Annotated in this window: 18 protein-coding genes and 1 riboswitch; of the genes, 14 read left to right on the top strand and 4 right to left on the bottom strand. The window is 36.2% G+C overall.

The annotated features are described in order from the left end of the window. Window position 1 precedes the first annotated feature (1 nt). Window positions 2-832 carry an ABC transporter permease gene (locus NKG37_RS05055; protein ID WP_169189440.1) on the bottom strand — a complete coding sequence of 277 codons (831 nt, stop codon included), beginning with the start codon at window positions 830-832 and terminating at the stop codon, window positions 2-4. Beyond that, window positions 829-2,025, bottom strand: coding sequence for a quaternary amine ABC transporter ATP-binding protein (locus NKG37_RS05050; RefSeq protein ID WP_101729954.1), 1,197 nt, complete (start codon window positions 2,023-2,025; stop codon window positions 829-831). The genes NKG37_RS05055 and NKG37_RS05050 overlap by 4 nt, the downstream gene beginning before the upstream one ends. A gap of 572 nt (window positions 2,026-2,597) precedes the next feature. On the opposite strand from NKG37_RS05050, the gene NKG37_RS05045 reads away from it, so the two are divergent. Further along, the gene (locus NKG37_RS05045) at window positions 2,598-3,680 is read left to right on the top strand and encodes an NAD(P)/FAD-dependent oxidoreductase (protein ID WP_254415914.1); all 1,083 of its coding nucleotides are present in this window, start codon (window positions 2,598-2,600) and stop codon (window positions 3,678-3,680) included. Window positions 3,681-3,923: 243 nt separating this feature from the next. Here NKG37_RS05045 and NKG37_RS05040 read toward each other — a convergent pair whose 3' ends face one another. Continuing rightward, window positions 3,924-4,715 (bottom strand): hypothetical protein, encoded by a 792-nt coding sequence (locus NKG37_RS05040; protein WP_101729953.1) that lies wholly within the window; start codon window positions 4,713-4,715, stop codon window positions 3,924-3,926. Window positions 4,716-5,222: 507 nt separating this feature from the next. Between NKG37_RS05040 and NKG37_RS05035 the strand changes: the two genes are divergently transcribed. The 6 genes from NKG37_RS05035 (at window position 5,223) to NKG37_RS05010 (ending at window position 10,928) form a co-directional block, all read left to right on the top strand. Then, on the top strand, window positions 5,223-6,395 hold the full coding sequence (locus tag NKG37_RS05035) for an ABC transporter substrate-binding protein (RefSeq protein WP_016205212.1): 1,173 nt from the start codon (window positions 5,223-5,225) through the stop codon (window positions 6,393-6,395). Window positions 6,396-6,588: 193 nt separating this feature from the next. Next, window positions 6,589-7,464 (top strand): branched-chain amino acid ABC transporter permease, encoded by an 876-nt coding sequence (locus tag NKG37_RS05030; RefSeq protein WP_101729951.1) that lies wholly within the window; start codon window positions 6,589-6,591, stop codon window positions 7,462-7,464. A gap of 12 nt (window positions 7,465-7,476) precedes the next feature. Further along, complete coding sequence (locus NKG37_RS05025; RefSeq protein ID WP_016205210.1) at window positions 7,477-8,412, top strand: branched-chain amino acid ABC transporter permease; 936 nt, start codon at window positions 7,477-7,479, stop codon at window positions 8,410-8,412. Beyond that, window positions 8,405-9,187 (top strand): ABC transporter ATP-binding protein, encoded by a 783-nt coding sequence (locus tag NKG37_RS05020; RefSeq protein WP_016205209.1) that lies wholly within the window; start codon window positions 8,405-8,407, stop codon window positions 9,185-9,187. The genes NKG37_RS05025 and NKG37_RS05020 overlap by 8 nt, the downstream gene beginning before the upstream one ends. Then, the gene (locus NKG37_RS05015) at window positions 9,187-9,894 is read left to right on the top strand and encodes an ABC transporter ATP-binding protein (protein ID WP_016205208.1); all 708 of its coding nucleotides are present in this window, start codon (window positions 9,187-9,189) and stop codon (window positions 9,892-9,894) included. Before NKG37_RS05020 ends, NKG37_RS05015 begins: the two co-directional genes overlap by 1 nt. Before the next feature lie 704 nt (window positions 9,895-10,598). Next, window positions 10,599-10,928 carry an MGMT family protein gene (locus NKG37_RS05010; protein WP_254415913.1) on the top strand — a complete coding sequence of 110 codons (330 nt, stop codon included), beginning with the start codon at window positions 10,599-10,601 and terminating at the stop codon, window positions 10,926-10,928. Window positions 10,929-10,969: 41 nt separating this feature from the next. On the opposite strand, the gene NKG37_RS05005 is transcribed toward NKG37_RS05010, so the two are convergent. Then, on the bottom strand, window positions 10,970-11,920 hold the full coding sequence (locus NKG37_RS05005) for an L-lactate dehydrogenase (protein WP_016202638.1): 951 nt from the start codon (window positions 11,918-11,920) through the stop codon (window positions 10,970-10,972). Between the two features lie 380 nt (window positions 11,921-12,300). Continuing rightward, a riboswitch (TPP riboswitch) is annotated at window positions 12,301-12,400 on the top strand. 139 nt (window positions 12,401-12,539) lie between these two features. Here NKG37_RS05005 and tenA point away from each other — a divergent pair. From tenA to NKG37_RS04970, 7 genes are all read left to right on the top strand, one after another. Further along, window positions 12,540-13,226: a thiaminase II gene (gene tenA / locus NKG37_RS05000; protein WP_016202636.1), complete on the top strand. Its 687-nt coding sequence runs from the start codon at window positions 12,540-12,542 to the stop codon at window positions 13,224-13,226. Next, complete coding sequence (locus tag NKG37_RS04995) at window positions 13,223-13,819, top strand: ECF transporter S component (protein WP_169189435.1); 597 nt, start codon at window positions 13,223-13,225, stop codon at window positions 13,817-13,819. Before tenA ends, NKG37_RS04995 begins: the two co-directional genes overlap by 4 nt. Then, a complete protein-coding gene (locus tag NKG37_RS04990) occupies window positions 13,797-15,413 on the top strand; it encodes an ABC transporter ATP-binding protein (RefSeq protein ID WP_254415912.1) in 1,617 nt (538 codons plus the stop codon). Before NKG37_RS04995 ends, NKG37_RS04990 begins: the two co-directional genes overlap by 23 nt. Next, the gene (locus NKG37_RS04985) at window positions 15,379-16,113 is read left to right on the top strand and encodes an energy-coupling factor transporter transmembrane component T family protein (protein ID WP_040343132.1); all 735 of its coding nucleotides are present in this window, start codon (window positions 15,379-15,381) and stop codon (window positions 16,111-16,113) included. Before NKG37_RS04990 ends, NKG37_RS04985 begins: the two co-directional genes overlap by 35 nt. 316 nt (window positions 16,114-16,429) lie before the next feature. Then, on the top strand, window positions 16,430-17,863 hold the full coding sequence (gene treP / locus NKG37_RS04980) for a PTS system trehalose-specific EIIBC component (protein WP_016202633.1): 1,434 nt from the start codon (window positions 16,430-16,432) through the stop codon (window positions 17,861-17,863). 281 nt (window positions 17,864-18,144) lie between these two features. Further along, complete coding sequence (locus NKG37_RS04975; protein WP_254415911.1) at window positions 18,145-19,401, top strand: extracellular solute-binding protein; 1,257 nt, start codon at window positions 18,145-18,147, stop codon at window positions 19,399-19,401. A 234-nt stretch (window positions 19,402-19,635) separates the two neighbouring features. Continuing rightward, the gene (locus tag NKG37_RS04970; RefSeq protein ID WP_212117734.1) at window positions 19,636-20,937 is read left to right on the top strand and encodes a sugar ABC transporter permease; all 1,302 of its coding nucleotides are present in this window, start codon (window positions 19,636-19,638) and stop codon (window positions 20,935-20,937) included.

The following is a 20,937-nucleotide window of genomic DNA, read 5'->3' as shown; positions in this document are numbered from 1 at the left end:
TTTATGCTTTTTTTCCTAATCCTTGTGTAATTCGATCCAGTATAATCGCAAGGACAACAATACCTAATCCACCAGTAAGGCCTAATCCAACATTTACACTAGAAATACCGGATAAAACAGTACTTCCTAATCCAGGTGAGCCAATCATCGAGGCGATAACTGCCATTGATAATGCCAACATAATCGTTTGGTTAATTCCTGCCATAATAGTTGGAATGGCATTTGGAAGCTGAACCTTAACAAGTAACTGCCAAGAAGTAGAACCGAAAGCCTTAGCAGCTTCCACAATATCAGCAGGAACTTGTTTAATAGCTAAACTCGTCATGCGTACTGCAGGTGGAGTAGCAAAAACGAAAGTAGAGATAACTGCTGGTACTTCTCCTAGACCAAAGAGTAGAATAGCAGGGATTAAATAGACAAAGCTTGGTAATGTTTGCATGAAATCGAGAATTGGTCTAACAATATGATCCAATGTTCGATTTTTAGCTGTAAATATTCCCAATGGGATACCAACAACGATTGAGAAAAAGGTTGCTACGATAACAATAGCTAATGTTTGCATAGCACCTGTCCATAAACCTACTGAACCTAAGTAAAGTGCACCAATAATTGTAAAAATTGCGATTCCTCTTCCGGCAAGGCGCCATGCTAATAGTGCTAAGAGGATTGCGATTATTTCAGCAGGAATAAAGGTAAATAAATTAGTGACAGCATTAATAAATATGCTTAACACTCCGCTAAAGGAGTTGAAAAAGTCACCTAAGACTGGCAATAGCCAATTGTCTACAAATTGATTTGTCCAATCTTCTAGTGGAAAGAAGAAATAATTCATACGATAGCCTCCTTTTGTTCTTTTCCAAGAATAAGTCCAGACAATATAGAGACTCGAACGATGATTCCTAGCAATCTATTATTTTCTGTGACTGCAATGGGGAATTTTGATTCTGCTGCAACGCCAATTAAATCATTTAATGGTGTATCGTATGTGGTTGAATGGAAGTCATGCTCTAATACATCCTCAACCCATTTATTTTCTTTGAACGCATTAATGGCAGCATCAATGGTCAGGATACCTTTAAGTTGTTTATCCTTATCTACGACAAAGATACTTGATAGACCAGCTTCCTCCATTTTCCTTACCGCTACTCTCGGGCCATCCTTCCAAGTAGTAATTAAATCTGGTTGTTTCATAATATGACCTGCCACTAATACCTTGGAACGATCTACATCTTCAACAAAACTAGAAACATAATCATTCGCAGGCTTTTCTAGTATTTCTTCCGCTGTACCTAATTGTACAATGGAACCATTTTTCATAATTGCAATTCGATCACCTAACTTAAGTGCTTCATCTAAGTCATGGGTGATAAAGATAATCGTTTTGCCTAGCTTGTTTTGTAAACGGATGAGCTCATCCTGCATTTCTTTCCGAATAAGCGGATCTAACGCACTAAATGCTTCATCCATTAACAGGATATCGCTATCATTGGCTAATGCTCTAGCAAGACCTACGCGTTGCTGCATACCGCCACTAAGTTGATTAGGATAACTTGCTTCATACCCTTTTAAACCAACATCATGGATAGCTTTTGTAGCTTTTTTTGCCCGATCGTTCTTAGGATGACCTTGAATTTCTAAACCGTATTCCACGTTTTCTTGAACTGTTCGATTTGGAAATAATGCAAAATTCTGAAAAACCATACTAAGTTTTTTCCGTCGGATATCGATAAGCTCTTTTTTATTCATGCTGGTTATATTTTTTCCATCAATTAATACTTCACCAGAAGTTGGTTCGATTAGTCGGTTAACTAGGCGAATAAGTGTAGATTTCCCACTGCCGGATAAACCCATAATGACAAAGAATTCTCCTTGTTTTACATGAAAGGAGGCATTATCTACCCCAATTGTCATTCCTGTTTCTTTAAGTATTTTCGTTTTTTCTTCGCCAGCTTGGAGTCTTTTTAGTCCTTCCTTTGGGTTTCCTCCAAATATTTTTGTAAGATTTTTGACTTCGATTTTATACATTCATCACTTCTCCTTAAAGTTTTATCTGGGAGATTTTTTAGGATATGGATAAATAAAATGGAAATAGAAAATAAAGTTGATTATTTTTAGAGGAATAGTAGGAATTAAGCGAGTATAATGGCAATACTTAAGGTGGAACTTTGGTTAGAATGGTTTTGTAAAGTATTACTTGCTTTGTATTACTCCCAGTATGGTAATGGGATTTATCCATATCCTTCTCCTGTAGAGCTACAATAATTATATAAAACATTTCTTATAAAGGGCAAACATGATAATAAAGCATATACAGTTCATATCGTTCATAAAGTTTTTTCTGATTAAACTAAATAGGCAGTATGCTTAAAAATACTACCTAATCCACTAAATAACTCTTAATTCTATCCTTTACATAGACAAAATGAGCTTTTTCTATTTCTCGCCCGCCATCTTTAAAAGTTTTCTTTATAGGATTGATAAAATTCAAAAAAAGAGGTAGTATGTAACTGAGAATGATAATCAATTTAACTAATAAATAGAATGATGTAATCATATATAGATAGTACAAAACTTTAATAATAGGAGTGAGCGGGTTAATGGATCAAACAGAATTATTCGATGTGACGATAATTGGCGGCGGACCAGCAGGCTTATATTCTGCTTTTTATAGTGGACTAAGAGAAATGAAAACAAAAATTATTGAATTTTTGCCACAGCTAGGTGGAAAGCTGCATTTATATCCAGAGAAAATGATCTGGGATGTTGGCGGCATCACTCCAATGCCAGGTGAGAAGTTAAGAGAGCAGCTTGTCCAGCAAGGTTTAACTTTTAAACCAGAAGTAGTAACAAATACGAAGATCCATTCTATTTCTAAAAATGAGGAAGGGATATTCTTATTAGAAACAGATTCAGGAGAAATCCATTATTCTAAAACAGTCATTGTTGCAGTAGGAAGTGGAATCGTTACTCCACAAAAATTAAAAATAGAAGGTGCAGAAAGATTTGAGGTATCAAACTTAAACTATACAGTAAAATCTTTAATGCACTTTAGAGATAAGGTTGTCGTTCTTTCTGGTGGTGGAAATTCAGCAGTTGACTGGGCACTCGAACTAGAGCCAATCGCAAAGAAAGTGTATTTAACATGTAGAAAAGATACCCTTGCAGGTCACGAGGCAAAAGCAAGAGAACTGTTAGAAAGTAACGTAGATTGCTTATTCCATACCTCTATCACGAAATTGATTGCCAACGAAAGCCATAATTGTATTGATTCGGTTGAATTAACGAATACAAAAACGGAGGAAATGACTACTTTGAAAGTAGATGAAGTAGTCATCAACCATGGCTATGAAATGGATTCTTCCTTATTAAAGAATAGTAAATTGAAAATTGAGATGCTTGAGGATTTTTACATAGCAGGCAATGTTAACAGTGAGACATCTGTACCTGGAATATTTGCCGCAGGAGATATTCTAAAGCATGAAGGAAAAGTTCATTTAATTGCAGGAGCTTTCCAAGATGCCGCAAATGCAGTTAATAAGGCGAAATTATTTATCCAGCCAGACGCAAGCAATAGCGCGATGGTATCATCTCATAATGAACTATTCGAAGAGAAGAACAAAGAACTAATTAAAAGTATGATCCAATGTGATGATTGTTCAGTGATGAAAGTACGGGTCTAAATTCCATTAGGTGTGTTTATAGTTTTGAATACGTAGTTTGTAGTTGGAACATCGCTCGCTCCATATGAAGAGAAAATGTATTCTCAAGTCAGTATTCTTATGAAAGAATAGTATAGAAAAAAGAGTTATTGGAGAAGAGAGAGTTACTACTTTTCCAACAACTCTTTTTTATATAGAAGTTTGGCTGCAATCCAAGTGGATTTAACCAATATTCTCAAAGTATCATGATTTTCCAGTTATGACTCATTCTGTTGAGACAGTCATCATTAAAGCATTTATCGGCACTTCTGCAGTTTCTAATGTATAGACAACATTTCCTTCTTCCCATCTCGCCGTTATCTCTACTTCCTCCGCATTTTTTGGATAGTTTACTTCCACTCGTCCATTTTCTTTAGGTACTGGGAGGGCATTCTCCTCTAAATAGTCCACCATCTTTCTTGCAATATCAACAGAATCTAATTGATCTTCAGAAATCGATTTAATTTGTAACACCCAACGTCCTTCTTTCCAAACTAAATACGAACTTCCAGCTGCTCCTTCCCTCATTCCGGTAATTTGATGCCCTAAATCTACCTTCATGTCATCCGGTACAGAGTCTAATGAAACTTCAGGGAAAAGTTCCTTTTGTTTGTTTTCATCATCGAATGTTTCAGCTTTAAAAGTCGCAATCAGATTGTCATTTGTAGCTAAAGACTCATCATTGATAGAGACAGCTTCTTGCGTCTGATAGAATGAAATAGAATATCCATCTGTTTCATTTTCATTAATTTTAGCTGCAATATATTCAGAATCTGTTATAGGAAATTTCGTCGGTAATTTATTATCTTTCATCTTAAGCATAGATCGAATTTCTTTAATCTGTTCATCGGTTGAAGGGGGTTCCTCAGTAGTCTGATCAGTTTCCGTATTAGCTTGTCCAGCAGCATTTGCTTTTTCCTCTGTCGGTGAATCAGGTTGACTGTCTGTTGAACCATTGGAACAGCCACTTGCTATAAGAGAAAAGGTGAAGAGTGAAAAGAATAGAATTTTTTTCATTCGTAGTACTCCTTTCTATGTCTTATTAGTACTGTTTATTCCCTATAATAAGAAAAAAATGAGTTATATAAAAAAAATTTAAAAATTTGCAGATGAATTTTTTGGAAAATAAGCTTCTGTTATGTTAGAAAATGTAACTTGTGCTAATGACAAATATTTCTAGATTAACGATTGATCATTGGAAACTGCTATTTTATGAAATAATTATTTTTTATTTTGGTAAAAATTCTGACAAGTAAAAAATAATTATTTCATATTTAACAGAATTGTTAAAAAATATTCAAAATTCATTCCCTTTAGCGTCAGAAAATGTAACATTTTATTGAGGTTTGTCGGGTATTGATTATTTTTGTCTAGTTCGTTATGATTAATTTCGCAATATAAAAATGATTTGAATAGTCTGACTAGTCGAATTAATAAAATTTATTTTGTAAAACTCTTTCAACATTTAGAGTTATTTTCTTTTTATTGTCAGAATAATCAAATAAACATAAGAGGGGATTCAGTATGAAGAAAAAATTAAGTCTTTTAATAACAGCTTCTACATTAGCTGCTGGTATATTGGCTGGCTGTGGTGCCGGTGGAAATAATGCATCCAAAGAGGATGAATTTAAGATAGGAGTTAACTTGGAGCTTTCGGGAGCTGTTGCGTCTTACGGACAATCATTAGAAAGCGGCATTGATTTAGCTATTAAAGAGATTAACGCGGATGGCGGAATAGATGGCAAGAAAATAGTACCAGTTAAAGTAGATAATAAATCTGATTTAACGGAGGCAACTAATGGAGCATTGAAACTAATCGACCAAGATAAAGTTTCAGCAATTATCGGAGCAGCTACAAGTGGCGATACAGTAGCACAGGTACAAATCGCTAATGACAAGAAAACGGTCTTATTAACTCCATCAGGTACAGCTCCAAACGTTACTGTTAATGATGATGGAAAGCTAAATGAGTATGCATTCCGTACATCCTTTATTGATCCATTCCAAGGAAATGTGGCTGCTAATTTTGCTATTAATGATTTGAAAATTAAAAATGCTGCCATTTATGCTGATAGTGCAAGTGATTATGCAAAAGGATTAGCAGCAGCATTTAAAGAAACCTTTACAGCTGCTGGTGGAAAAATAGTTTCAGAAGAATCTTATGTTGCAAAGGATACAGATTTCAGCGCGACATTAACGAGAATCAAAGGGAAGAATCCAGAGTTTGTATTTATTCCTGGCTATTATGAAGAAGTTGGATTAATCATTAAGCAAGCTCGCGAAATGGGTATTACAGCTCCTTTCATGGGTGCTGACGGCTGGGATTCTCCAAAATTAATTGATTTAGCTGGAGCAGAGAGTTTAAATAATACGTTTATTACAAACCATTATTCTTCGGAAGATCCAGATGAGAAAATTCAAAAGTTTGTTTCCGCATTTAATGACGAATACGGAAAAAGTCCAGATGCATTTAATGCTTTAGGTTATGACTCTGTGTATCTATTAAAAGATGCTGTTGAAAGAGCAGGAAGTACAGATTCAGAAAAGATTAAAGAAGAGTTGGCAAAAACAAAAGACTTATCACTAATTACTGGGTTAGTTACAATCGACGAAAATCATAACCCGATCAAATCAGCAACAGTTCTAGAATATCAAGATGGAAAACAAGTGTTTAAAACAAAGGTTGATCCAGAATAAGACATTATGGATGGGGAGGGAGAGCCTCCCTATTTTCCATTGGAAGAATAAGAATAGAAAATTGGAGATATGAAAGAGTAATAGAGATAGAGAGTAAGAACACAAAATGTGCTTTATACGAGTTAAGTAGCAGTAAGCTTTGCGAAAATATTTTTCATTGATTATTGCTTAGCAAAAGGGAGTGAATAAATAGATGGAATGGATACAACAGCTAGTTAACGGCATTTCCTTGGGAAGTATTTATGCCCTTATTGCCTTAGGATATACGATGGTATATGGAATCATTAAACTTATTAACTTTGCCCATGGAGATGTATTTATGGTCGGGGCCTTTATTGGCTTTTATGCTATTACTGGCTGGGGGCTTAGTTTTTTTCCAGCATTGATTGTTTCCATGATTGCTTGTGCTATCTTTGGAATTATTATTGAAAGAATTGCATATAAACGGTTGAGAAATGCGACGAGAATTGCGGCACTAATTACAGCAATCGGGGTTTCTTTATTGATTGAATATGTATTTATTTATTTTAGAGGGGCAGGATTAGAAACCTATCCAAGTGTTTTACCAACAAAGACATTTGATGTGTTTGGTGCACAAATTACAAGCAAGTCTCTGATTATTTTAGGAACGTCAGTAGGATTAATGTTAATTTTGCAATTTATTGTCCATAAAACGAAGACCGGAAAGGCAATGCGGGCGGTTTCTCATGATATAGATGCAGCAAGATTAATGGGAATCAATGTAGACCGGACCATTTCAGCAACTTTTGCGATTGGATCTGCCTTAGCTGGAGCAGCAGGCGTAATTTTTGGTGCTTATTACACAAAAATTGAACCACTGATGGGAGTCATTCCAGGATTAAAGGCATTCGTTGCAGCTGTTTTAGGTGGAATAGGGATTATTCCAGGTGCAATGATTGGCGGACTTATTTTGGGAGTAGTAGAAACGATTGTTAGTGCTTTAGGCTTTTCTTTATGGAGAGATGCCGCGGCTTTTATTATTTTAATTTTGATTCTTATCTTTAAACCATCAGGCATACTTGGTAAGAATACAAAAGAGAAAGTGTAGGTGACTGGAAGGATGAAAAAATCAAAAACTTTTTGGATATTCCTTATACTGTCCGCACTTATTTATGGCGTAATTCAGTTCCTAATGACTGGAGGCTGGATTGACTCTTTATATAGCAATATGATTATCTTAATGGCAATTAATATTATGCTAGCAGTTAGCTTGCATCTTGTAATAGGTATTACCGGTCAATTTTCAATTGGACATGCAGGCTTTTTGGCAGTGGGGGCATACGTGTCAGCTATTGCCACTATGAAGTTTCAATTGCCTTTTCCAATTGCTATTTTAGCTGGTGGACTTGTTGCCGCACTAGCAGGGCTATTAGTTGGAATTCCAACATTGCGATTAAGAGGAGATTATTTAGCAATTGCTACATTAGGATTTGCGGAAATTATTCGAATTTTCTTCTTAAATATTGATTATGTCGGTGGAGCAGCAGGAATGCAAGTTACCCATTTGACTACATGGACAAGTACGTTCATTTGTTTATTTATTACAATTTTGGTCATAGTGAATTTTACTAATTCAAGACATGGTCGTGCAGCAATTGCGATTAGGGAAAATGAAATTGCGGCAGATGCGATGGGAATTAACACAACTTATTATAAGGTGGCGGCTTTTGCACTAGGGTCTTTATTCGCTGGAGTTGCAGGGGCGCTTCAAGCACATAACTTCTATATTATTAATCCAACTAACTTTGGATTTTTAAAGTCCTTTGATATTTTGATTTACGTCGTCCTTGGAGGATTAGGGAGTTTATCAGGATCTGTTATTGCCGCTAGCTTTTTGACAATCATTTCTACTTATCTTCAAGATTATCCAGAAACGCGAATGATTATATATAGCCTTGTTTTAGTAATCGTAATGCTATATCGCCCAAAGGGATTAATGGGAACGAAGGAAATTACAGATTTGTTTAAACGCAAAGGGGGTAATTCCAATGACTAAGAATGAACCTTTATTGCAAATGAAAAATGTAGGTATTTCTTTTGGTGGTTTAAAGGCAGTCTCCGCGATTGATGTAGAACTGAATCAAGGAGAGTTAATTGGCCTAATAGGTCCGAATGGTGCGGGGAAAACGACTACTTTCAACATGTTAACTGGTGTATATGCGCCAACGGAAGGGGAAATTCTCTTTGATGGAAAGAGTCTAAAGGGATTGCAGCCTTTTCAGGTAACAAGAAGAGGGATTAGCAGAACCTTTCAAAATATCCGTTTATTTGAAGAGCTATCCGTTTTAGATAATGTAAAGGTAGCCTATCATTCTTTGGCAAAGCACTCGATGCTAAGCAGTATTTTGCGGCTTCCTTCTCATTACAAAGGGGAGAAAGAAATGGAAGAAAAGTCAATAGAGTTTCTAAAGATTTTTCAACTCGATCGTTATATGAATGAAAAAGCGAAGAATCTTCCGTATGGCCAGCAACGCCGTCTAGAGATAGCAAGAGCTTTAGCGGCAGGTCCTAAACTGTTACTACTAGATGAACCAGCTGCAGGAATGAATCCTCAGGAAACGCATGAGCTGATGGAATTGATCGCATTTATTCGAAAAAAATTTCAGTTAACCATTTTGCTTATTGAGCATGATATGCCCCTTGTTATGGGGATTTGTGAGCGAATTTATGTTTTGGATCATGGACAATTGATTGCAGAGGGAACACCTGAAGTGATTAGAAATCATCCAAAGGTAATCGAAGCTTATTTAGGAGAGGAGGTTGCTGAATAATGCTTCATATAAAGGATCTTAATGTATACTATGGAAATATTCAGGCGTTAAAGGGAGTAACGCTTGATATCGAAGAAGGCGAAATAGTTACCCTTATCGGTGCGAATGGAGCGGGTAAAAGTACATTATTAAAGACATTATCCGGTTTAATTAAGCCTAAAAAGGGCTCTATTGAGTATTTAGGGAAGTCTATTGCAGGAAAACCAGCGCAATCAATCGTGAAAGCTGGAATGTCACATGTACCCGAAGGACGCCGAGTTTTTTCTAATATGACAGTGGAAGAAAATCTGGAATTAGGCGCTTTTTTAAGAAAAGATAAACAGGAAATTCAGAAGAATTTACAAAAAGTGTATGAGATTTTCCCGCGGTTATTTGAGAGAAAAAAACAGCTAGCTGGCACCCTATCTGGTGGGGAACAACAAATGCTGGCAATGGGAAGAGCCATAATGGCAAAACCGAAATTGCTTCTTTTAGATGAACCATCGATGGGATTAGCACCGATTATCGTTCGTACGATCTTTCAAGTCATTCAAGAAATTAATGAAGAAGGAACGACTGTTTTATTGGTGGAGCAAAATGCTCATATGGCATTATCGATTGCGCATAGAGGATATGTCATCGAAACAGGAAAAGTGGTTTTATCAGGATCTGCACAAGAACTACAGGAAAGTGATGAATTAAAGCAGGCTTATTTGGGTGGGCATTAATAAGAGGGATTGGAAAAGGCTGAGACAAAAGTATTCCAGAAAATGATAAATCCGAACAATTATACGAACATGCTAATGAAAGTTCCGTATAATTGTTTGGGTTTTTATTTGTTTTTAAAAGGTTATTTCCATGAAGTTCGGTGCGATTCCTCGCAACCGGAATATACTTCGCTTTCCGTGGGGCTCGCGCTGAGCCGCGGTCTGCCTTTGGCCTGCAGGGTCTCAGGCTGTCTCGCTAATCCCACAGGAGTCTACGTGTATTCAGGCTGCTCCATATTTCCTACTAATTCATTTTTTTGAAAAAACAATATTATTTTAGGAATTAGCCTTTAAAAACGGAGTGCAATGGAGCGGAGGACACTCGACTCCTGCGGGAAATAGAGCAATCTATAGACCCCACAGGCTTTAGCCGAGGAGGCTTAGGTTGCTCCCCGGCGAATCGTGTGTCTGTAGCGCAATGGAACGAATTAATTTTTACACTTGACTATAGTTAAAAACATAAATAATCAGTATAGGAAAGTAACCTTTATTTATGAGCTAAACTAGAGATTGTTCGTCTTTACAGATTAACTATTTAGTTTTGTCCCAGCCTCGTTTTTTTTATGAAATTTCATTGGTATAATCTTTATCTCTAATAAGAAGGAAAAAGTAACTTCTAACAAAAATTTTGTTAGAATGGTCTATATATAAGAGGAGGTAAGAAGATGAGACCTTTTACAAAAAAGGTAGTTGAAATCATTGTAGATATTCCAGAAGGGAAAGTAATGACATATGGACAAATAGCTGCTATAGCTGGAAGTCCAAGGGGTGCGAGACAAGTTGTTAGAATTCTTCATACCTTATCGGAAAAATATCAACTACCATGGCAACGGGTACTTAATAGTAAAGGATGCATTGGATTACCAGGTGAACATGGACAACTTCAAAGAAGGATGTTAGAAAAAGAGGGGATTATATTTGCGGAAAATGGATTTGTTAACTTAATAGAGTACGGTTACGAGCCACTCCATCTATTGGATGAAGAAAATAGATAGAAGCCTATTATACGTTGATAGTAATAGGCTTCTATTATCTATTAATTTAAGGTAGATTCCATTGTTTGTTTAAGAACTTCAACAGAGTGATTAAATTGTTCTGTTTCTTTTTCATTTAGTTCTAGCTCAAGTACTTCACGAATTCCTTGGCGATTAATAATTGCAGGAACACCAATATAGATGTCTTTATGACCATATTCGCCATCAAGATATGCAGATACTGGTAAGATAGAGTTTTCATTTCCGAGAATCGCTTTTGTAATTCGGACAAGTGACATTCCGATTCCATAATAAGTGGCGCCTTTACGCTCAATAATATGATAAGCGGCATCTCGAACATTAATGAAAAGTTCATCTAAGTCTTTTTGAGAGTATTTGTCATTTTTAGCTAGCTTTGTTTCAATGCTTTCTAAGCCAATCGTTGTACTGCTCCATACAGGAAGCTCCGTATCTCCATGCTCCCCAATAATAGCAGCATGTATGTTGCGTGTATCTACATCGAAATACTCACCTAGCATATAGCGGAAACGTGCAGAATCTAATGTAGTCCCAGAACCGATTACTCGCTCTTTAGGAAGCCCAGATTCTTTCCAAACTACATAAGTAAGGATATCAACTGGATTTGTTGCAATTAAATAAATACCATCGAACCCACTAGCAGTTATTTCTTTTACAATGCTTTTAAAAATAGCTGTATTTTTCGCAACTAAATCTAAACGAGTCTCACCTGGTTTCTGCGGAAGACCTGCAGTGATGACAATTAAATCAGCGTCACCACAGTCAGCGTAGTCACCAGCCCATACTTTTGTCGGTGCAGGGGCAAATGGGATACCATGATTTAAATCCATTGCTTCCCCTTCTGCTCTTTCTTTATTTACATCTATCAAAACAAGTTCTTCGGTAACACCTTGGTTAATTAATGAGTAGGCATAGCTGCATCCTACAGCACCTGTACCAATTAAAACTACTCGATTAATATTTTGCTGTTTCATCTTATTGCAACTCCTTTTTCTAATTTAATAGATTAATAGTATTTAAAGCTATTTCATTACTAAATGGAGAACAAGATTCGTTAATAATTTACTTTGTTTCTACTTTTCTCCATAGTATCTTAAAATTCATTCTTTTGTAAAATGTTATTACTGTTTATATAGTGATTATATACTTAAATTATGTGAAAAACATCACATGAATATGTCAATTTTGTGAAAGTTTCTTTAAAAGTAAAGGGAAATACAGCATACATAATCAGAATTTCATTAAAGGTATTCCCCTTAAGAATAGGGGATAAACAGAATTATCAAAAAGAATATGTGAAAAATGATTGACAAAAATTATAGACTTTCGGTAATGTATTAAGTAATTGAATAGGAAAATCCACTAGGGGAGCCTTATTGGCTGAGACAAGAATACTTGGACCCTTTGAACCTGATCTAGTTCATACTAGCGTAGGAAAGTGGAGTCGGCATAGAATAGTAGTGTTATTTTATTCATATATAAGCCACTCCATTTTTGGAGTGGCTTTTTTGCATATCAAAGTTGCTCCATGTTTTCCTTTTCATGAAAAAATCTTAATGGTTGGTCATAAGGACCAAAGAAGGAGGAAATCAAATGAGTTTTTCACAAGAATTACGCAAGCAGGCAGAACCAATCTTTCAGGCAATTATGGAACATCCATTTGTTCAAGGAATTGGAAAGGGTGATTTAAAGAAAGAACAGCTTATCCATTATGTGAAACAAGACTTTGAGTATTTAAATGCGTTTATGAAAATTTATGGTTTGGCAATTTCAAAAAGTTCGAATAGAAGAGATATCGAACTTTTTAATAATCAAATATCTTTTGTGCTACATAGCGAAATACATCCACATAATAATTTTTGTGAAGTAGCAGGTGTTAAATATGAAGATCTACAAGGGTTTCCAGTAGCTCCGTCTGCACATCACTATATTCGTCACATGCTTACAGTTGCACAGCAAGGTGATATTGCCGATATTTTAGCAGTGCTTTTACCTTGCCCATGGACATATGTGGAAATCGGTAAAAAGCTTTTAGAAGAGGTTAACCCTGATAGTGCCCATCCTTTTTATGACTGGATTCACTTTTATGGAGATGGCCCAATGACTGTCACTACACCATTTTGCCAGCGACTAGACGAAATTGCTGAAACGCTTAATGAAGCGCAGAAAGAAAAGCTAATGGAATATTTTCTATTAAGCTGTCAACTAGAATACAAGTTTTGGGATATGGCTTATAACCTAGAGGAATGGCCAGTAAAAACGCTTGAGGTGTCAGTATGAACTGGAAAATCAAAGAGGTTGTCTTATTAGTAGTAATTGCGGTAGCATGTGGTGTTCTTTATATGGGGTGGTCCACTTTATGGCTCCCGATTTCAGCATTAGTTGGTCCAGTCGGTGCTAACTTTATGTTTGGAATATGGGTTATTGCAAGCCCGATTGTTGCCTATATTTTGCAAAAACCAGGCGCAGCCTTAATTGCCGAGGTAGTTGCAGCTTCTGTTGAACTTTTAATTGGCAGTCATTTCGGCTTATCAGCGTTGTTAATTGGCGTATTCCAAGGAATTGGTGCTGAAATTGCATTCGCGATATTCCGCTATAAAAAATATCATGTATCTGTTTTAATGCTTTCCGGCGCTTTAGCTGCTTGTGGAAGTATGCTATATAGCATTCTAGCAAATGGTTTTTCCTATTATACGACGACGACACTCGTTCTTACCTTTATTATTCAAGTAATCAGTGGATTGATTTTAGGGGGATTATTAGCGAAAGCAATTGTTGAGGGGCTTGGTAAAACAGGCGTTTTAAATGGTTATGCTATTTCTAGATCGAACCGAAAGAAGGAGACTAATGATGAGTTCATTGTTAGGATGTAACCATCTATCTGTGCGCTTCTTTGAGGATAAGGAACCTATCCTCAAAGAAGTGTCACTACATATTAATCAAGGGGAAAAAGTATTGATTCTAGGTCCAAGTGGCAGCGGGAAATCTACGCTAATATCTGTTTTAGCCGGCATCATTCCTGAACATATAGAAGCAAGTGTTTCAGGAGAAGTCATTAGGAAAAAAAGAGTCGGTGTCCTTTTCCAAAATCCTGACACGCAGTTTTGCATGGAACATGTAGAGGAAGAAATTGCTTTTAGCTTGGAGAATCGAAAAGTACCTAGGGAAGAAATGGATGCTATCATTTTGGAACTTCTCCAAACCGTTGGGTTAACGATTGAGCCGCATACTCCTATAGCTAATCTTTCAGGTGGCATGAAGCAGCGACTCGCTTTAGCTTGTTTATTAGCGTTAGAGCCAGAAGTACTTTTTTTGGATGAGCCAACAGCACAGTTAGATCCTTCTGGTCGAAAAGAAGTTTTTGAGGTGATAAAAAATACTGCAACTAGAACTGGACAAACAATGGTTATGGTCGAGCATGTGTTAGATGGCTGTATAGAATGGATGGATCGTGTCATTCTTTTGGATAAAAAAGGACAGATAATTGCTGATGGCAAACCAGAACAGATTCTTAATCAGCATAAACCAGAGATGCAAGAGGCAGGTATATGGATTCCTCAAATATACCCTCATAAATGGGAGGATATCATTCAAAATGAAGATCATCCAAAAAGAATAGCGTTACTGAAAGAATATGAAATCAGAAAAGAAACGGCAGATTCTAGAAAGCTATACGATCCAGTTCTTGAAGTAAATCATTTAGAAGCTGCTTACTTTAAAGAAACTATATTAGAAAACATAAATCTTACTGTGAATAAGGGAGAATGGATTGCTGTTATTGGTAATAATGGTACGGGGAAAAGTACCTTCTTGAAAATGCTCGCTCATCTTAAAAAGAGCAAAAAGGGAGACATCCGCTTTCATGGAAAGGAACTAAAAAAGTGGCGAGATAGAGACTTATATCAGCACTTAGGTTTCGTATTCCAAAATCCAGAGCTCCAATTTATTAATCAAACGGTCTTTGGTGAAATTGCGTTTTCTGGTATTCAATATCAATGGAAGGAAACGGACATTAACAAACGCACTACAGAGCTTTTGAAGGAATTTGGTTTAGAGCCTTATCAAAATCAACATCCCTTTACCCTTAGCTTTGGACAGAAAAGAAGATTGAGTGTAGCTACGATGCTGTTATTAGATCAAGATATTCTTTTATTAGATGAACCTACCTTTGGGCAAGATGCGAAATCATCACATGATTTATTGCAAGTGCTTGAAAAGAGAAAGAGGGAAGGAACTTCTATTATTATGGTTACACATGATATGGATATTGTTGATCAATATGCAGATAAAGTTGTTGTTTTACATCAAAAGAATCAAGCTTATGCGGACCATCCATATCTTCTTTTTTCCAATCAAGAGCTTTGTAAGAAGCTAGCTATTATACCTCCTATCCACTATCAATTAATCGCTGATTTAAAGGAGGTTGAAGACAATCAAAAGCAACGAGTCTTATCTATCACATCTTAACCCAGCGATGAAACTAATGACCCATATTTTGCTAATGGTTATTTTGATGACGATTCAAAGTGCGCTTTCTACGTTAGCTATTTGGATATATGTTTTCATCCTTGGTTTAACGCTCGGAGGATGGAAGGGGAAATTTCTTGTAAAGGTTCTGCTTCCTTATTCTATCTTCTTTGTGCTTACGTTTTGGATGCTAGCCGCATTTGGGAAAGGGGAAACGGTTGTTTGGAAATGGGCTTGGTTTCAAGTAACGGAAGAAAGTATCGGAAGTGGTTTGCTTATCTCGATGAGAATGCTTGCCTTCGTTACGATTGGCTTACTTTTTACAACTACTACTAACTTGTATGAATTAATGATGAGCCTTATCCACCAATGGAAATTATCACCGAAATGGGCATATGGAATGATGGCTGGCTTTCGCTGTATTCCAATGTTCCAATCAGACCTAGCGCAACTGAAGGAAGCCCATCGGATTAGAGGATATAAACATAGTGGCACTTGGAAGGCTTTCTTTCGCTATGCAGTTCCCTTGCTAACACAAGCAATCCGTCGTTCAGAGCAAATGGCCATAGCAATGGAAGTAAGAGGATTTACAGGAGAGAAAGATAGAACGTATTATCAAAAAACATATATCACTTTATTTGATTATTTTTATTGTAGTATGATGTTACTTATTGGAATTTTCATTGCTCTATTTGTGTAAGTACTAAATTCTCAGGTCCATACAATATTCATTACAATAGCATTTTAGTGCCTTGTAATGAATAGATTGTAAGGGCCTGTTTTTTTTGTTTTAATGATGCCAATAGAGCTACTTGATGAAGGAGTGAACTTTCTCTGTTCCCTAAATAATTCTTCTTAGCCATGCAAAAATATTTATTTTTATTGTATTGACACCGCCTGTATATACAACTATAATGAAAACGTAATCAAAACTTGTATATACAGGTTTTGGGTATGCAATAGAAATTATAATTGATTGATTAATACATGAGAGTAAGGCAAAAGGGGGAAGAATGATGGGAAAATACACAGAACAAGCAAAAGAACTTCTTGAACATGTTGGTGGAAGCGGAAACATTTCCGTAGTAACACACTGTGCAACAAGAATGCGTTTTGTTTTAAATGATCCATCCAAGGCTGATATCGACAGCATTGAAAAAATGAAGCTTGTAAAAGGAACGTTTACACAAGCAGGTCAGTTCCAAGTTATTATTGGGAATGAAGTTTCATCTTTTTACAATGAGTTTATCTCGATTGCGGGAGTAAGTGATACTTCTAAAGATGAAGCTAAAAAGGCTGCAAAACAAAACATGAATTTCCTGCAAAGAATGATTGCTCATTTAGCAGATATTTTTACACCGTTGATTCCGGCAATCGTAGTTGGAGGATTAATTCTTGGTTTCCGAAATGTTATTGGCGAAATCAAATTAATGGAAGACGGAACAAAAACATTAGTAGAAGTATCCCAGTTTTGGGCCGGAACAAATAGTTTCTTGTGGTTAATAGGGGAAGCAATCTTTCACTTCTTGCCTGTCGGAATTACATGGGCAGTAGCAAGAAAAATGGGTGCGACACCAATTCTTGGAATCGTATTAGGGATTACATTAGTATCACCGCAATTATTAAATGCCTATGCAGTAGCAGGAGCAGAAGAAGTTCCATTTTGGGATTTTGGGTTTGCTCAAGTTGACATGATTGGTTATCAAGCGCAAGTGATTCCCGCTATCTTAGCAGGTTTATTATTATCATTCCTAGAGTTACGTTTGCGTAAAATTATTCCGAATGCCATTTCGATGATTGTTGTACCATTCTTCGCATTAGTACCAACCGTATTAATTGCGCATACAGTACTAGGTCCAATCGGATGGAAGATTGGTTCTGTCATTTCTGATGTAGTCTACTCTGGATTAACTTCTTCTTTAGGATGGTTATTTGCAGCAGTATTTGGTTTTGCTTATGCACCACTTGTAATTACAGGATTACACCATATGACAAATGCAATTGATTTACAATTAATGAGTGTATTTGACGGAACAAACTTATGGCCAATGATTGCCTTATCAAATATTGCACAAGGGTCAGCGGTATTAGCAATGATTTATTTAAATCGTAAAGATGAACAAGAAAAACAAGTATCAGTTCCAGCAGCAATCTCGTGTTACTTAGGTGTTACAGAGCCAGCCATGTTTGGTATTAATTTAAAATATGGTTTCCCTTTCCTAGCAGCCATGATCGGTTCGATGGTTGCAGCAGTTATCTCAGTTGGATCAGGGGTAATGGCTCATTCTATCGGGGTAGGGGGAATACCAGGATTTTTATCTATCAAAGCGGAACATATGCTTACATTTTTAATAGCAATGGTACTGGCAATTGTTATACCATTTATCCTAACAATTGTTTTTTCTAAACTTAATATGGGGAAAGTATCATTAAAAAGAGTAAGAGGATAAAACCTCACTAATTAAGAGTCAGAACTGTTCGCTTAAAGAGGGATGGTTATGGCTCTTTTCATTTGTTTTTCATGTGGAGGTAGGTGGACGTTCTCTAAGACTCTAAGCCCATTACGGTTAATTCGTATGGAAATATGGATATTTACCCAATAATAGGGTAATTTATACATTGTTGTGTTTTGATGTTACATTCTGTTATCGGTAACACAGAGAAAGCGATTGCATTGAAACGGTTTCAATTCTACAATAAGAATGTGAGATAAACAAGGAGGGAAAATTTTATGATGAGTTATAAAAAACTATTAATGTCAGGAGTAGCATTACTTACTGCATTCTCTTTAACCGCTTGTGGCGGCAATGATACGAAAGAAAGTTCAAAAGGCGGATCTTCTGACGGAAAACAAACATTAACAGTGTCAGTAGATGGCGATGGGTATAAAAAATATATTGATAGCATTAAAGGAGATTTTGAATCTGAAAATAATGCAGAAGTAAAAGTAGTAGTGATGGCAATGACAGATCAAGCAGATGCATTAGCATTAGATGGTCCTGCTGGAACTGGTCCAGATGTATTTATCGCTCCTTATGACCGCGTTGGTTCAATGGGTAGCCAAGGTCATTTAGCTGAAGTAACAACTCAACCAGAAGGAATTACTGAAACAGAAGAAAAGCTAGTAACTTTTGACGGAAAACAATATGGTACACCATTTGTAATCGAAACATTAGTTGGTTACTATAATAAAGATTTAATTAACGAAATGCCAAAAGATTTCTCAGAAGTTGAAGCATTAACAAAAGATAGCAAATATGCATTCGCATCTGAGTCTGGCAAGAACACCGCTTTCTTAGCAAAATGGACAGACTTCTATTTTAGCTATGGTTTAATTGCTGGATATGGTGGATATGCATTTGGAAGCGAAGGAACAGATCCAACTGATATTGGTTTAAACAATGCAGGTACAATTGATTCAATTAAATATGCAAAAACTTGGTATGATCAATGGCCAAAAGGTATGCAAGACGTAACTGGTTCTGGTGACTTCATTACGGAAATGTTTACTACTGGTAAAACTGCTGTAATTATTGATGGCCCTTGGATGGCATCTACATTTAAAGATGCTGGTGTTAACTATGGAGTTGGTGCAATCCCAACATTACCAAATGGTGAAAAATTCGCTGCATTCGGTGGAGGAAAAGCTTGGGTAGCTTCTTCTTATGCAAAAGATCCGGAATTAGCTGCTAAATGGTTAGAGTATGTTGGTAATGCTGATAATTCAACAAAATTCTTTGAAGCTACAAACGAAATTCCTGCAAACACTATCGCACGTGAAGCAGTTCCTGCAGATAACGAATTAGCGCAAGCTGTTATTGCAAACTTTGAAAACGCTTCGCCAATGCCTAATATTCAACAAATGGCAGAAGTTTGGGATGGCGGACAATATCTAATGTTTGATGCAGTTTCTGGTGCAAAAACACCTGAACAATCTGCAGAAGACACAGTGAAGAATATTAAAGAATCTATTGAACAAAAATATTAATAAATAATCTAAATGAAGGGAGGTATTTCGCTCCCTTCAGTCGAAATTTCTAATTATCACAACTGATAATTAGAAATTTCTTCTTTACTTAACGCAATCGTTTGCATTGAAAATGCTTTCAAAACCAAATTGGTTTATCAAAAGAAGTTGGTCGAGTGATGATTTCTTTTGGTAAATCAATAAATTACCATGAATGCAACAATTATGCAATTTATAGAAAGGGGATAGCCCGTAATGAGTCGAAATGAAACAAATCATAAAAAGAAAGCATCCCTGTTATCCATTATTCCTGGGTTAGGTCAGTTTTATAATAAACAAGCTTTTAAAGGAATAGTCTTTTTTGCTCTCTTCTTAGTTTTTGCAATAGAGATGGCGCTAACTGGATTTCAGGCTTTAGAAGGCTTAATAACATTAGGAAGTGTACCTCGTGATGATCACTCGTTATTCCTAATGATTAAAGGAACATTGCAGTTAATCTTATCCATTATCTTTCTCTTCTTCTATATACTCAATATCCTAGATGCACGTAAAATAGGGGCTTTAAGAGATAGAGGAGAAAAAATTAATACGAAAACGCTTGAGATTTTGAAAAATCTTTGGGAACAAGGATTCCCTTATATCTTTACATTCCCATCTTATATATTAATGGCTTTTATCATTATTTTCCCGGTACTAGTTACATTATTTATTGCCTTTACAAACTATGATTTTCAACATATACCACCATTTAAACTAATTGATTGGGTTGGTTTTGAGAACTTTACAAATATTTTCTTCTTAAGTTCTTACCGTGCAACATTTATGAAAATTCTCGTTTGGACATTGATTTGGACATTTGGCGCAACTACTTTACAAATCGTTCTTGGTGTCGTTGCTGCTGTTGTGCTACATCAGAAGCATGTGAAAGGTAAAGCATTTTTCCGAATTTTATTCTTATTACCATGGGCTGTACCAGCATTTATTTCTATCATGGGCTTTTCTAATATGTTCAATGACAGTATCGGTGCTATTAACGCTCAAGTAATTCCACTGATTAATCATTTGCCGCTCATTGATATACCGGCAATCTCTTGGAAGACAGATGCTACGTGGACAAAGACAGCACTTATTATGATTCAAGGCTGGCTTGGGTTCCCATATATTTTCGTAATGGTAACAGGTGTATTGCAATCTATCTCAGATGATTTGTATGAAGCAGCAAACCTTGATGGAGCAACTGCTTTGCAGCAATTCCGTAATATTACATTACCGATGATTTTATTCGCGACAGCGCCAGTTATGATTACACAATATACATTTAACTTTAATAACTTCTCTATCATCTATCTATTTAATGAAGGTGGTCCGGGAAGTATCGGCTGGAATGCAGGATCAACAGACATTCTAATTTCTTGGATTTATAAGCTAACAACAGGTCAGGCACCACAATATGCAGTCGCAGCAGCGGTAACATTGATAATTTCTGCAATTGTTATTGCGGTATCACTCATAACGTTTAAGAAAACAAATGCTTTTGGCAATGAGGAGATGATGTAG

Origin of the sequence: Niallia sp. RD1, from assembly GCF_024219955.1 — a bacterium.
GTDB classification, from domain to species: Bacteria; Bacillota; Bacilli; order Bacillales; family Cytobacillaceae; genus Niallia; species Niallia alba.
The sequence above is the reverse complement of the archived record's forward strand: the minus strand, read 5'-3'. Positions and strand labels throughout refer to the sequence as shown.